Here is a 13,296-nt window from a genome sequence, read left to right on the forward strand (position 1 = left end):
CAAACCTAATAAATTATGCAAATAAGTAAAATAAGGTCAGCATGGTTGACTTTTATTGCGCATGAAGGCAGTGTAGATGGGGGGGAGGATAGATTTTATGGAGATCAGCCAATGGCGAAGCAGCGAATGCTCCAATTTGTGAACGTAGATCGGGATATGCCCGAGAAACGTGATGCGATTGAACGCAACAAAGATTTCGATGAAATCTATCAAGAGTTCGCGGCGGCCAAAGCGGAAGAGCAGGCGAGCCGGTGTAGTCAATGTGGCGTGCCATACTGTCAGTCCCATTGCCCGTTGCACAATAATATTCCTGATTGGCTCCGTTTGACCGCCGAAGGGCGTTTGGAAGAAGCTTATCAAATGAGTCAAATGACCAACACCTTCCCAGAGATTTGTGGCCGTATCTGTCCACAGGATCGCCTGTGCGAAGGCAACTGTGTGATCGAGCAATCCGGCCACGGCACAGTTACAATCGGGTCTGTCGAAAAATACATTACCGATACCGCATGGGACAAAGGTTGGGTTCTTCCAGGCACCCCAAATGCCGAACGTGGCGAAAGTGTTGCGATCATTGGTGCAGGTCCCGGCGGGTTGGCCGCCGCTGATGTTCTGCGTCGTCAGGGCGTTCAGGTCACGGTTTATGACCGCTATGATCGGGCCGGTGGTTTGCTGACATATGGTATCCCGAGCTTTAAGCTGGAAAAAGACGTGGTGATGCGTCGGATCAATCAATTGGAGCAAGCGGGCGTCGAATTCGTGCTGAATTGCACGGTCGGCGAAGACATTTCTTTTGATGCTATTCGTGGCAAACACGATGCAGTGGTGATCGCTACTGGCGTCTATAAAACAAGGGATCTGGAAGGTCCCGGCGCCGATGCCGACGGTATCGTGCGGGCGATTGATTATCTGACGGCCAATAACCGCGTGAGCTTTGGCGATGAGGTCGAGGAATTCACGTCAGGTGAATTGAACGCGGCTGGTAAAAAGGTTGTGGTCATTGGCGGTGGTGATACCGCTATGGATTGTGTGCGCACGGCTGTTCGCCAAGGTGCAACCAGTGTGAAATGTCTTTATCGTCGTGACCGGGCAAATATGCCGGGGTCCCAACGCGAAACACAAAACGCCGAAGAAGAGGGCGTGGAATTCGTTTGGTTGGCTGCGCCTAAGGGGTTCAGCGGTGATCCAGTTTCAGGTGTTACAGTTCAAAAAATGCGTCTTGGGCAACCAGATGTCACAGGGCGTCAATCGCCTGAAGTGATTGAAGATGCCGATTATGTCGAAGAGGCTGACCTAGTTGTAAAAGCGCTTGGTTTTGAACCAGAAGATTTGCCAACACTATGGGGTGAAAAAGCGTTGGAAGTGACCCGTTGGGGCACTGTCAAAGCTGATTTCCGTACCCATGCAACCAGCCTAGATGGTGTGTATGCTGTAGGGGACATCGTGCGCGGTGCGTCGCTTGTTGTGTGGGCAATTCGGGATGGGCGCGAGGCCGCTGAGAGTGTTCTTAGCTATCTCAATCAAAGCACCAGCGTCGCCGCAGAATAGGGAGAAATCCGGGTTACACAAAGTATGCAGCAACTATGCATAAAGTGTATGGTTTTTATGCATACGATTTTCCGTATCGTTTTGACCCGTTGGGGAAATATGTCAGTAATTGTGACCTGGAGACTGTAAAATGATGATGAAGCCATTAACCGCCGCATTGACCGTTTTTACCTATGCCTCGGGGGCACAGGCGGGCACCTATTCTGTGCCTGAAGGGTGCAGTGGGTTTTTGACGGTGCAATCGCGGATGTGCGAAGTGGACCACTACTGGCGCTGTGAAGCAGACCCTGAAGGTGTGTTTTGGCGGCTGACGATCCAGTCGGATGGTCCGTCGTTGCTGAGCAAATTGGACAGTGAATACCGTTGGCTCGAAATGTTTCGCCTGAAAACAGCCCGGCGTGAACAAATGAGCCAAGAAGTTGATCCACAATCCATGTCTGAGCTTTTGGAGACAGGCAGTGACAGCTGGACCTTTGATCAGGATTGGTTCGAACGTGGTGAGTTTCTAACAACGGAACGCTACAGCGGTTATGATCGCCTAACGGGTGACACGGTTGAGATTGACGGCGTTACGCTGCGCCAGACCGAATATCACATGCGATCTGAATTCAGCGCCACGGGCGAAACCTTTGTCGCGACTGGCAATGAATATGTTTACGAGCGGTTCAACATTTTTCTAGGCGGTATTGGCGTGATCGAAAGTCGCCAAGGCCGCGAAGAGTATGACAATACACCTGTCGAATTTTCGGAGCCGGGGGAGCAAGGTTTTCTTGCGACTTCGCCGTTGTTTGATTGCGGTGACATTCTATCGGGGCTGGATGTGCCCCTTTCCCAACATGAAGGGACGAGACGACTATGACCAAATTTGACGCAACCTGGGTGGCAGCAGAAGAAGCAAAACGCAAATGGATGGCCGAAAATGGTCTCTATGATGAGCAGGAGGAACATTCGTCCTGTGGCGTTGGGCTCGTTGCGTCAATTGATGGTCAACCCAGCCGCAAGGTGGTTGATGCGGGTATCGCCGCCCTAAAGGCGATTTGGCACCGTGGGGCTGTTGATGCGGACGGCAAAACCGGCGATGGCGCGGGTATTCACGTCCAAATCCCAGTGCCGTTCTTTTACGATCAGATTGAACGTACGGGGCATACTCCGCGTATGGATGAACTGGTTGCGGTGGGGCAGGTGTTTTTGCCACGGACCGATTTTGGGGCGCAGGAAACGTGTCGCACGATCGTTGAAACCGAAGTTCTGAAAATGGGCTATTACATCTATGGCTGGCGTCATGTGCCGGTCGATGTAAGCTGTCTGGGCGAAAAAGCGAACGCAACGCGCCCGGAAATCGAACAGATTTTGATCAGCAATTCCAAAGGTGTAGACGAAGAAACTTTTGAGCGCGAGTTGTATGTGATCCGCCGCCGGATTGAAAAAGCAGCCAATGCGGCGCATGTGGCCGGGCTTTATATTGCGTCGTTGTCGTGCCGGTCTTTGATCTACAAAGGCATGATGTTGGCAGAGCAGGTTGCCGTGTTTTACCCGGACCTGATGGACGAGCGGTTTAAGTCGAACTTTGCGATTTATCACCAGCGGTATTCGACGAATACTTTCCCGCAGTGGTGGTTGGCACAGCCCTTCCGCATGTTGGCGCATAACGGCGAAATCAACACGCTGAAGGGCAACCTGAACTGGATGAAAAGCCACGAAATCCGCATGGCGTCTGCGTCATTTGGGGATTTTGCTGAGGATATCAAACCGATTGTTGCGGGGGGGTCGTCGGATTCTGCTGCGCTTGACAGTGTGTTTGAGGTGATGGTGCGCGCTGGACGTTCTGCGCCGATGGCAAAAACGATGATGGTGCCGGAAAGCTGGTCCAAACAAGCGGTGGAATTGCCACAAAGCTGGCGGGATATGTATTCCTATTGCAACTCTGTGATGGAGCCATGGGATGGCCCTGCGGCGTTGGCGATGACGGATGGGCGTTGGGTGTGTGCCGGGCTTGATCGTAACGGTCTGCGTCCAATGCGCTATGTTGTGACTGGTGATGGGCTGCTGATTTCAGGCTCTGAGGCCGGCATGATCCCGATTGATGAGGCGACCGTCGTCGAAAAAGGCGCGCTTGGCCCCGGTCAGATGATTGCGGTTGATCTACAGGACGGCGCATTGTTTCGTGACGCTGAAATCAAAGACAAGCTGGCTGAAGCACAGCCATTTGGTGATTGGGTCGGTCGTATTCATGAATTGGAAGAGACCCTTTCAAAGGTTTCGGAAGAGCCAATGTTTGATGGTGCGGATTTGCGCAAACGTCAGATTGCTGCGGGATATTCTATCGAGGAACTGGAACAAATTCTTGCGCCTATGGCTGAAGATGGGAAAGAGGCGCTTGCGTCGATGGGGGATGATACGCCGTCGGCTGTTTTGTCGAATCAGTATCGCCCACTGAGCCATTTCTTCCGCCAGAACTTTAGCCAGGTCACAAACCCACCGATCGATAGTTTGCGTGAATTCCGGGTGATGTCACTGAAGACCCGCTTTGGGAACCTGAAAAACGTGCTGGACGAAGACGGCAGCCAAACAGAAATCATTGTTTTGGAAAGCCCATTTGTCGGCAACAGCCAGTTCGATATGCTGATTTCGCAATTCCACGATCCAGTGGTTGAAATCAATTGCACCTTTGCCAAAGGCGAAACTTTGTCAGACGCGCTTGCACGTGTGCGGGCCGAAGCCGAAGAGGCGGTTCAATCTGGGGCAGGGCACCTTGTGCTGACGGATCAGGCGCAAAACGAAGCGCAGATCGCAATGCCGATGATTTTGGCAACCTCTGCGGTGCATAGCCATCTGACACGCAAAGGATTGCGGACCTTCTGTTCGTTGAATGTCCGGGCGGCGGAATGTGTGGATGCGCATTATTTCGCGGTGTTGATTGGGTGTGGTGCAACGGTCGTGAACGCCTATCTGGCCGAAGATTCACTCGCGGATCGGATTGAACGTGGCCTGCTGGATTGCACGTTGACCGAAGCGGTTGCGCGCTACCGCAATGCGATTGATCAGGGCTTGCTAAAGATCATGGCGAAGATGGGGATTTCCGTTGTGTCATCCTATCGCGGTGGTCTGAACTTTGAAGCTGTGGGTCTGTCGCGCGCCATGTGCGCGGAGTTTTTCCCGGGCATGACCAGCCGTATTTCAGGGATTGGTGTAACCGGCATTCAGCGCAAAGTCGAACAAATCCACGCCAAAGGTTGGCTGGGTGGCCAAGATATTTTGCCGATTGGCGGATTTTACAAAGCACGTAAATCTGGTGAAACCCACGCGTGGGAAGCGCAATCCATGCATATGATGCAGATGGCGTGCAACCGGTCATCTTACGAAATGTGGAAGCAATATTCTGCAAAGATGCAAAGCAATCCACCGATTAACCTGCGGGATTTGCTGGATATTAAACCACTTGGAACGCCTGTCCCGATTGAAGAAGTCGAAAGCATTACATCAATTCGGAAGCGTTTTGTGACGCCTGGGATGTCCCTGGGTGCGCTGAGCCCTGAGGCGCATAAAACGCTGAATGTTGCGATGAATCGGATTGGTGCAAAGTCTGACAGTGGTGAGGGCGGCGAAGATCCGGCGCATTTCCACCCTGAGCCAAATGGCGACAACCCATCGGCAAAGATTAAGCAGGTTGCGTCAGGTCGTTTTGGTGTAACTGCGGAATATCTGAACCAGTGTGAAGAGCTGGAAATCAAAGTGGCCCAAGGTGCAAAGCCGGGTGAGGGTGGTCAGCTGCCGGGGATGAAAGTCACCGATTTGATCGCGCGTCTGCGTCATTCTACCAAGGGTGTGACGTTGATTTCACCGCCACCGCACCACGATATCTATTCGATCGAAGACCTTGCACAGTTGATCTATGATCTGAAACAGATCAACCCACGCTGCAAAGTCACCGTGAAACTGGTTGCGTCCTCTGGCGTGGGGACCATCGCTGCGGGTGTTGCAAAGGCGAAAGCCGACGTGATCTTGGTCTCTGGCCACAACGGTGGCACCGGAGCGTCGCCAGCGACGTCGATCAAATATGCGGGTCTTCCGTGGGAAATGGGCCTGACGGAGGCGCATCAGGTGTTGGCAATGAACAACCTGCGCGAGCGGGTAACATTGCGGACAGACGGTGGTTTGCGCACTGGGCGTGATGTCGTCATGGCGGCGATGTTGGGCGCAGAAGAATATGGTATCGGTACTGCGGCCCTGATCGCGATGGGATGTATCATGGTGCGTCAGTGCCAGAGCAACACCTGCCCAGTGGGGGTCTGTACCCAAGACGAAGGTCTGCGTGCAAAGTTCACCGGGAATGCGGATAAGGTTGTGAACCTGATTACGTTCTATGCGACTGAAGTGCGTGAATTGCTGGCCTCTATCGGGGCGCGGTCACTGGATGAGGTGATTGGGCGTGCGGATCTGCTGACGCAGGTTTCACGGGGGTCTGCGCATTTGGATGATCTCGACCTTAACCCGTTGTTGATCACCGTTGATGGCGCCGAAAGCATCGTTTACAACCGGGATAAGCCGCGCAATGCGGTGCCAGATACTTTGGATGCTGAGATCGTCAAAGACGCGGCACGGTTCCTGAATGATCGTGAAAAGATGCAGCTGTCTTATGCTGTTCAGAACACGCATCGGACTGTGGGGACGCGGGTTTCTAGCCACATCGTACAGAACTTTGGCATGCGCAATGATCTGCAGCCGGATCATCTGACGGTTAAATTGACAGGATCTGCTGGTCAGGCATTGGGTGCGTTTGCGGCACCGGGGCTAAAGATCGAAGTGTCTGGGGACGCCAACGATTATGTGGGCAAAGGTCTGTCTGGGGGTACGGTTGTTGTGCGCCCTTCTATGGCGAGCCCGTTGGTGGCCGCAGATAACACGATCATTGGCAATACCGTGCTTTATGGTGCGACAGACGGATATCTGTTTGCTGCCGGTCGTGCGGGTGAACGGTTCGGCGTGCGGAACTCTGGCGCGAAAGTTGTGATCGAAGGCTGTGGATCAAACGGTTGTGAATATATGACCGGCGGCGTCGCTGTGATCCTTGGGTCAATTGGTGCAAACTTTGGCGCAGGTATGACAGGCGGTATGGCCTATCTCTATGACCCGCAGGGTGAGGCGCAAAAACTGATGAACATGGAAACATTGGTGACCTGCCCTGTGACGGTTGAGCATTGGGAAACCCAACTTAAAGGTTTGATTGAACGTCATGCTGTCGAAACCGGGAGCCGTAAAGCTGCTGAGATATTGCAGCATTGGGATCTTGAGAAGACTAACTTCGTTCAGGTGTGCCCAACAGAAATGTTGGTGCATCTACCAGCCCCGCTTGGAATTGAAGAGACCGCCCAATCAGCGTGATCAGTTCTAATTAAAGTTGAAAAGGCGCGGTGAGTTTCACCGCGCCTTTTGCGTCCTATGTTTTGACTGAATGGTCAATCTGGCTTAGCCTGATACCTATTCTTTGATACTCCTTTGTTTTCATCGCGATAAAATGCAGAAGGCCCGTTTCTTGTGAAGCATGATGCTGAACTTAATCTCGAGATATTAGACCGGATCTACGATGTTGCGGTGGACCCTGCGCGACTAGAAGAACTCGTTGATAGCTGGGAAGAGCATTTTAGCCCGTTACGGTTGTTAAACCCCGAATGGGAAGGGACGGGCGATCAGGCCTTCACCCACTTTTCGCGATTGGGATTGCTACTGGATCGATTACCACAGGATAATCACAACGATATCACCGATGAGGCAGGTACCTTGGCTGCGCTTGTTGTTTCTCCGGACTTGATTGTTCAGAGTGCAAATGCGGCCGCACGTGAATTGTTGGGGGTTTGCGAAGGCGAGAAGCCGCAAAATTTGCCGATTGATGAGGACTCATATGCGGCGCTTCTACATGGAATAAAACAAGCATTGCGCCATGATGGAACGGCGCATTTTATGCGGTTTCGTATATTGGATAATGAACGATTTGTTGTTGTTCAAATACGTGCACTAAACGCACCAAACGGGCAGCGAAATGCGTTGATCGTGACCTCAATCCTCGCTTGGCAAGAGACATTTGGTGACGCGATAAAGGGCGTTTTCGATCTCTCCCAAAGCGAAGTCGAAATTGTACGCTGTATGGTCGAAGGGCACACAATAAAGTCTATTGCCGCAAAACGGGGGCGTTCCGAGGCAACGGTACGCACACAAATCCGGTCAATTTATGAAAAGACAGAGACCCGATCACAGGCGGAACTGGTGCGCATTTCGTTGTCATTGATGGATATGGTGAAAACCACAGGGGGAAGTGAGCCACATTCTTATGTTCCATCTGATGGAAAAGATATTCTAGGCCCCAATGTGTTCCAGAGCATTCCGCGCCCATCCAAGCGTTGGATGGATTACATTGTTTATGGTGATCTGACAGGCGCGCCTGTCTTGTATTTGCCGTCCGATTTAGGGCTAATCCGTGTGCCCGCCAGGATTGAGTCATTGCTAAAGGTGCAGGGCATAAAAATGATTGTGCCGATCCGCGCCGGTTATGGCCGCTCGACTCCAATCGAAACGACGGAGAATTATGAGGATTTGATCGCAGCAGATTTTGCGGCGTTGTTGGATCATTTTGACATAGAGCAGTGTCCGATATTGGCACAAACGTCTGATTTTTGTTTTGCGACATTATTCGCTGCCCGACATCCCGAACGGGTGAGCGCTATTGTGACCTGCGCACCACCGTTCCCGTTTTGGAAGCGAGAACAATTCGAACGTATGGATAAATGGTATCGCTTCATCTTGGCGAATGCACGGTTTGCACCGCGCGTGTTGCCTTACATGGTGAAGGCTGGTTTTTTTCTGGCACGCTCTATCGGGAAACGTGGGTTTTTGAATGCCGTGTTTTCGAACAGCGATGCTGACAAAGCTGTGTTCGCAAACCAAGAGGTTTTCGATGCGATGGCGCTTGGCTCTGAGGTGACTTTATCGCATTGGCATAGCGCGCACGTGGCATTTGCCTGCGAAGTAACGCTTCATGCGGGGCAGAATTGGGGTAATGATCTTGCTCAGCTAGAAGGTCAAATTCCAGTTACAGCCTTTATCGGTTTGGATGGTCCTATGATGCCGCAACAAACTTTTGACGAGATACAACAAAAATACCCCTGGATTGAATACAAAGTCATGCCAGACGCGGGGGAGTTGTTATTGTTTAAATATTGGCCCGAAGTGCTGGAATACCTTACCCCGTTTTTGCAACGAAAATCCTAGTTTAAGGGCGCTATACCACATTTGAGGTATGACGCCCTGCCGCATCACCGCCATTCTGTACCTTATATTTTACAAAAATGAATGAGCAAAAAAATGGATTTTTTATCCGAGACATCGCCGTTTTTCGCGGATGTTACTTTATCCTCTCTCGGGATATTGGATGTGATTGGGGTGGTTGGGTTTGGCCTGTATTTAACAAACTACACCCTCGTTACTTTTCAAAAAATTGACAGCCGGGGTATTACGTTCTTCCTCGTGAATATCATCGCTGCGAGTTGTGTGCTGACCAGTTTAGTGCAGAACTTTAACTTAGCTTCCGCACTCATTCAAATATTTTGGATTTGTTTGGGGGTGGTGGCCGTAACGCTTCGATTGTTACCTGGCCGTCAGGTGGCGCTTTTAACGGAGAGCGCTACCAAAAATTCTGTTGTTGATGTCACAAATGAAGACGATGACGCCATCGTTCCACTGTTTGCAGCGCAGTAATTTGTCTGAGCGCCCTTGACGATAGGACATGCTTCATGGCTATGGTCAGGGGTGGCAAAGACAGTGAAAAAAAACCGCCGGAGCGGCAAAAAGAAACAAAAACAGACACGGGCCCCATGGTGGCAGCGGGTGCTTTTTTGGTTGCGCAAGTGGTTGTTGCGGGGAGGGCTCGGCGTGGTTGTTTTTATTGCAACGTTTGTATTGCTGTTTTCCGTTGTAAACCCGCCAACCAATCACACGATTTGGAGCGAAGGCCAAAGATTAGGCCAAGTGGATCAGCAATGGATTCCGATTGAAGAAATGTCCCCTCATGTAGCCCTGTCTGCTATTGCATCAGAAGATGTGAATTTTTGCAATCACTGGGGTTTTGATATGACGGCAATACGGGCAGCTTTGGCCGAGGGGAGCCGCCGTGGTGCGTCAACGATTACCCAGCAAACAGTCAAAAATGTTTACCTATGGCAAGGGCGCAGTTGGGTACGTAAAGCGTTGGAGGCTGTATTAACACCAATGGTCGAACTGGTGTGGTCCAAGCAACGTATTTTGGAAGTTTATTTGAACATAGCAGAATTTGATGAAGGTGTTTTTGGTATCGAAGCCGCGTCGCATCATTATTTCCGCATTTCTCCGTCTGAATTGTCGGCGCGGCAGGCGGCATTGCTCATTGCGTTACTCCCAAATCCTAAGGTTCGCTCAGCAAGTTCACCGTCATCTGCAACATCTTCGCGTGCGACATCCATTATGGACGGGGCTGCAACCATTCGCCGGGATGACCGTTCTGCGTGTTTCGAGAGTTGAATTCTGCGGCAAATCGGGTCAAATGATGTAAAACAATTAAAACAGATCGAGTCCCGCGCCCATGAACCGGCTATTTCACGTCCCGCTTTCCCCATTCTGCCGCAAAGTCCGCCTGAGTCTTGCGGAAAAAAAGATCGAAGTTGAACTGGTGGAAGAGCGGTATTGGGAACAGGGGAGCGATTTTCTGCAGCGCAATCCTGCTGGGAAAGTCCCTGTTTTAAAGATGGATGGGCGGCACTTTTCCGAAAGCGCTGCAATTTGTGAATACATCGAAGAAAAGCACCCCAGTCCGCCTCTGATGCCCACGAATGCTGAAGGGAAGTATGAAGTGCGCCGTTTGGTGAGCTGGTTTGATGATAAATTCTACAACGACGTGTCATTTAGGCTGTTGAATGAACGGGTCAACAAAAAGATCATGAATCAGGGGTATCCGGATTCAAAAAACGTGAAACTAGGGGCGCAGAAGATTAAGTATCATCTCGATTATATGGGATGGTTGCTGGATCAACGTCGTTGGCTGGCGGGGGATCAAATGAGCCTGGCTGATTTTGCAGCTGCGTCGCATTTGTCGTGTTTAGATTACATCAGTGACGTTGACTGGAACCGCAACGCTAACGTGCGCGACTGGTATTCGAAAATTAAATCACGTCCGGCATTTCGTTCGATTCTCGCTGACCAAGTTCCTGGTTTCCCACCACCTGCGCATTATGCGGATCTTGATTTTTAATTCCTCTGGAAGGGGGGCCTCGTGCCCGATACGCTGAAATCACGGTTAATTGCGCAAGCTAAATACGAAGGCTTTGCCAAAGTTGGGGTGTGCCGCCCTGACGCAATACCGGAGATTGCAGAGCGTCTATCAACCTTCGTAGAACAGGATCGCCACGGGCAGATGGCATGGATGAAAGAGCGCATGCATTGGCGTGGGGCGCCTGATGCGTTGTGGCCGGAGGCGCGATCCGTTATAATGCTAGCGGAACCTTATACGCAAGATTTCGACCCACGAGATGTGCTTGCGATGAAAGATCGTGGTGCTATTTCTGTGTACGCTCAGCATCGTGACTATCATGATATTGTAAAAAAACGTCTGAAACGGGTGGGGCGTTGGTTGATTGAGCAGGTTCCTGACGCACAGATCAAAGTGTTCGTGGATACCGCCCCAGTGATGGAAAAACCATTGGCCGCTGCCGCAGGTCTCGGGTGGCAAGGTAAACATACAAATCTGCTCTCACGGGATTTGGGGAGCTGGTTTTTTCTGGGGTCAATTTTTACCACTGTTGAATTTCCCACTGATGTAAAATCAGTCGAAAACTGCGGTTCATGCCGCGCGTGTCTGGATGCCTGTCCGACCGATGCTTTCCCAGCGCCGTTCCAATTGGATGCACGTCGCTGCATTTCGTACCTAACGATTGAACATCACGGCCCTGTGGATGAAGATTTACGCCCCTTGATGGGCAATCATATTTATGGGTGTGATGATTGTTTGGCAGCCTGTCCATGGAACAAATTTGCAGCGACGGCACATGAGATGCGATACGCGGCAAAAGAAGAATTGATCGCGCCGCAATTGTCGGAACTGGCAGCGCTTGATGATACTGGGTTTCGTGAAAAATTTTCAGGTTCTCCGATCAAACGTGTTGGGCGCGACCGATTTGTGCGCAACGTGCTTTATGCGATTGGAAATTCGCAAGACATTTCATTGAAGCCCACGGCTTTGGCATTGACGAACGATCCCGATGCGACGGTGCGTGATGCCGCCCAATGGGCCGCAGCCCGATTATAAATCAGAGGAAAAACGATGAACCCGATCAAAGGTATTTTGCTAAAACTTGCGGCGGTGACATTGTTTATCTGCATGGCGTCGTTGATCAAAGCCGCCTCAGAGCGAGTGCCGGCAGGGGAAGCCGTGTTTTTCCGTTCGTTTTTTGCGCTACCCATCATTTTAGGGTGGCTTGCGGTGCGGGGAGATTTGCGAACAGGATTAAAGGTCAAGAGCAAGATAAGCCATTTCTGGCGCGGATTTGCAGGTACGACGGCCATGGCGTGCGGATTTGCGGGTCTAGGGCTATTACCTTTGCCAGAAGTGACAGCCCTAGGCTACGCAGCGCCGTTGCTGACAGTTGTGTTCGCCGCGATGTTTTTGGGGGAAGAAGTGCGCGCCTTTCGTCTAACTGCCGTAGGAATTGGGCTGGTGGGTGTGTTGATCGTGGTGTCCCCACGCGTGACCCTGTTGGGGCAGGAAACCGTTCAGATGGCCGCTGCAATTGGGGCGATTTTGGTGTTGTTTGGCGCAGTGTTTTCCGCTTTGGCGCAGATTTATATTCGTAAGCTGGTGCAGACCGAGCAAACGTCAGCGATTGTGTTCTATTTCTCGGTGACATCGACTGCGCTGTCGTTATTGACCATTCCCTTTGGTTGGGTCTGGCCAACGGGCACCGAAGCAGCGCTGCTGATCAGTGCTGGAATATTGGGGGGGCTTGGTCAGATATTTTTGACCTCTGCCTACCGATTTGCAGATGCTTCCGTTGTGGCCCCCTTTGACTACGCTTCGATGATTATGGCGCTAGCGATTGGGTATTTTGTGTTTGAAGAAGTGCCCACGCTGACGATGCTAGGCGGCGCTGCCTTGGTGATCTTTGCAGGTGTCTTGATTATTCTTCGTGAACATCGGCTTGGCTTGGAACGCAGCCGGGCGCGTAAAGGCATGACGCCGCAAGGCTGATCAATTGGTCAATTGCCGATATGCAGCAATGGCTGGGCTGATCTGAGAGGCAGCCTGCTGCAAGGGTACTGGCCCTAGTTGCGTGCTTCCAATGTTATAGGTGATTGTTATTGCGTCGTTGTTGGGGACCGTGAGAATTTCTAAATTGATTTCCATTCCACGTGTGCGAAAGGCTTCGCGTAGTGCGTTCGTGTAATTGTATTTGGAAATATTGATTTGCGCATTGGCCCCCCAATGTAGGGTCGCATCAATGGTGACGCGTTCACCGTCATAGTGATTTTCGGCCTCCCACGTAATGCCGAGAGGGGGCTGGGCCGTATCAGACATCGCATAATAAAGCGAGGAAATCCCGGCTGGCGCTGCGACCAGAAGAAAAATTACTAACAAATATAGAATGTTTGATCGTTTCATGTTTGCCCCCAAAGCGCATCGCCAAGGTAGTCTAAACATGTCAAGGAAGCGTAAAGCGCCGCCAATGGCGACGC

General features: G+C 51.4%; 10 protein-coding genes. 9 read left to right on the forward strand and 1 reads right to left on the reverse strand.

What is annotated here, in order from left to right:
• The first annotated feature begins 111 nt into the window (after nucleotides 1-111).
• The 9 genes from G9C99_RS10040 to G9C99_RS10080 all read left to right on the forward strand — a co-directional run bounded on the left by G9C99_RS10040 (nucleotide 112) and on the right by G9C99_RS10080 (nucleotide 12,811).
• Nucleotides 112-1,545, forward strand: a complete 1,434-nt coding sequence (locus G9C99_RS10040) for an NAD(P)-dependent oxidoreductase (protein ID WP_166417357.1) — start codon at nucleotides 112-114, stop codon at nucleotides 1,543-1,545.
• Between the two features lie 130 nt (nucleotides 1,546-1,675).
• Nucleotides 1,676-2,404 (forward strand): hypothetical protein, encoded by a 729-nt coding sequence (locus tag G9C99_RS10045; protein ID WP_166417358.1) that lies wholly within the window; start codon nucleotides 1,676-1,678, stop codon nucleotides 2,402-2,404.
• On the forward strand, nucleotides 2,401-6,927 hold the full coding sequence (gene gltB / locus G9C99_RS10050; protein ID WP_166417359.1) for a glutamate synthase large subunit: 4,527 nt from the start codon (nucleotides 2,401-2,403) through the stop codon (nucleotides 6,925-6,927). The genes G9C99_RS10045 and gltB overlap by 4 nt, the downstream gene beginning before the upstream one ends.
• 153 nt (nucleotides 6,928-7,080) lie before the next feature.
• Nucleotides 7,081-8,808 carry an alpha/beta fold hydrolase gene (locus G9C99_RS18485; protein WP_166417360.1) on the forward strand — a complete coding sequence of 576 codons (1,728 nt, stop codon included), beginning with the start codon at nucleotides 7,081-7,083 and terminating at the stop codon, nucleotides 8,806-8,808.
• Nucleotides 8,809-8,901: 93 nt separating this feature from the next.
• On the forward strand, nucleotides 8,902-9,294 hold the full coding sequence (locus tag G9C99_RS18340; protein ID WP_205859842.1) for a CBU_0592 family membrane protein: 393 nt from the start codon (nucleotides 8,902-8,904) through the stop codon (nucleotides 9,292-9,294).
• A gap of 51 nt (nucleotides 9,295-9,345) precedes the next feature.
• Nucleotides 9,346-10,092: a monofunctional biosynthetic peptidoglycan transglycosylase gene (gene mtgA / locus G9C99_RS10065; RefSeq protein ID WP_166417361.1), complete on the forward strand. Its 747-nt coding sequence runs from the start codon at nucleotides 9,346-9,348 to the stop codon at nucleotides 10,090-10,092.
• Between the two features lie 61 nt (nucleotides 10,093-10,153).
• On the forward strand, nucleotides 10,154-10,819 hold the full coding sequence (gene fzlA / locus G9C99_RS10070) for an FtsZ-binding protein FzlA (RefSeq protein WP_166417362.1): 666 nt from the start codon (nucleotides 10,154-10,156) through the stop codon (nucleotides 10,817-10,819).
• 21 nt (nucleotides 10,820-10,840) lie between these two features.
• Nucleotides 10,841-11,872 carry a tRNA epoxyqueuosine(34) reductase QueG gene (gene queG, locus G9C99_RS10075; RefSeq protein WP_331459989.1) on the forward strand — a complete coding sequence of 344 codons (1,032 nt, stop codon included), beginning with the start codon at nucleotides 10,841-10,843 and terminating at the stop codon, nucleotides 11,870-11,872.
• A gap of 15 nt (nucleotides 11,873-11,887) precedes the next feature.
• Nucleotides 11,888-12,811: a DMT family transporter gene (locus G9C99_RS10080; RefSeq protein ID WP_166417363.1), complete on the forward strand. Its 924-nt coding sequence runs from the start codon at nucleotides 11,888-11,890 to the stop codon at nucleotides 12,809-12,811.
• Here the strand turns inward: G9C99_RS10080 and G9C99_RS10085 are convergent, their stop codons facing one another.
• Nucleotides 12,812-13,222: a hypothetical protein gene (locus G9C99_RS10085; protein ID WP_166417364.1), complete on the reverse strand. Its 411-nt coding sequence runs from the start codon at nucleotides 13,220-13,222 to the stop codon at nucleotides 12,812-12,814. It lies immediately after the preceding gene.
• Between the last annotated feature and the right edge of the window lie 74 nt (nucleotides 13,223-13,296).

The organism is Cochlodiniinecator piscidefendens (assembly GCF_011326755.1).
Taxonomy (GTDB): Bacteria; Pseudomonadota; Alphaproteobacteria; order Rhodobacterales; family Rhodobacteraceae; genus Cochlodiniinecator; species Cochlodiniinecator piscidefendens.

Coding starts and splice junctions, on each gene's coding strand:
- G9C99_RS10045 (WP_166417358.1), top strand. CDS start 1,676: ATGATGATGAAGCCATTAACCGCCGCATTGACCGTTTTTACCTATGCC.
- gltB (WP_166417359.1), top strand. CDS start 2,401: ATGACCAAATTTGACGCAACCTGGGTGGCAGCAGAAGAAGCAAAACGC.
- fzlA (WP_166417362.1), top strand. CDS start 10,154: ATGAACCGGCTATTTCACGTCCCGCTTTCCCCATTCTGCCGCAAAGTC.
- G9C99_RS10085 (WP_166417364.1), bottom strand. CDS start 13,222: ATGAAACGATCAAACATTCTATATTTGTTAGTAATTTTTCTTCTGGTC.
- G9C99_RS10080 (WP_166417363.1), top strand. CDS start 11,888: ATGAACCCGATCAAAGGTATTTTGCTAAAACTTGCGGCGGTGACATTG.
- G9C99_RS18340 (WP_205859842.1), top strand. CDS start 8,902: ATGGATTTTTTATCCGAGACATCGCCGTTTTTCGCGGATGTTACTTTA.
- G9C99_RS10040 (WP_166417357.1), top strand. CDS start 112: ATGGCGAAGCAGCGAATGCTCCAATTTGTGAACGTAGATCGGGATATG.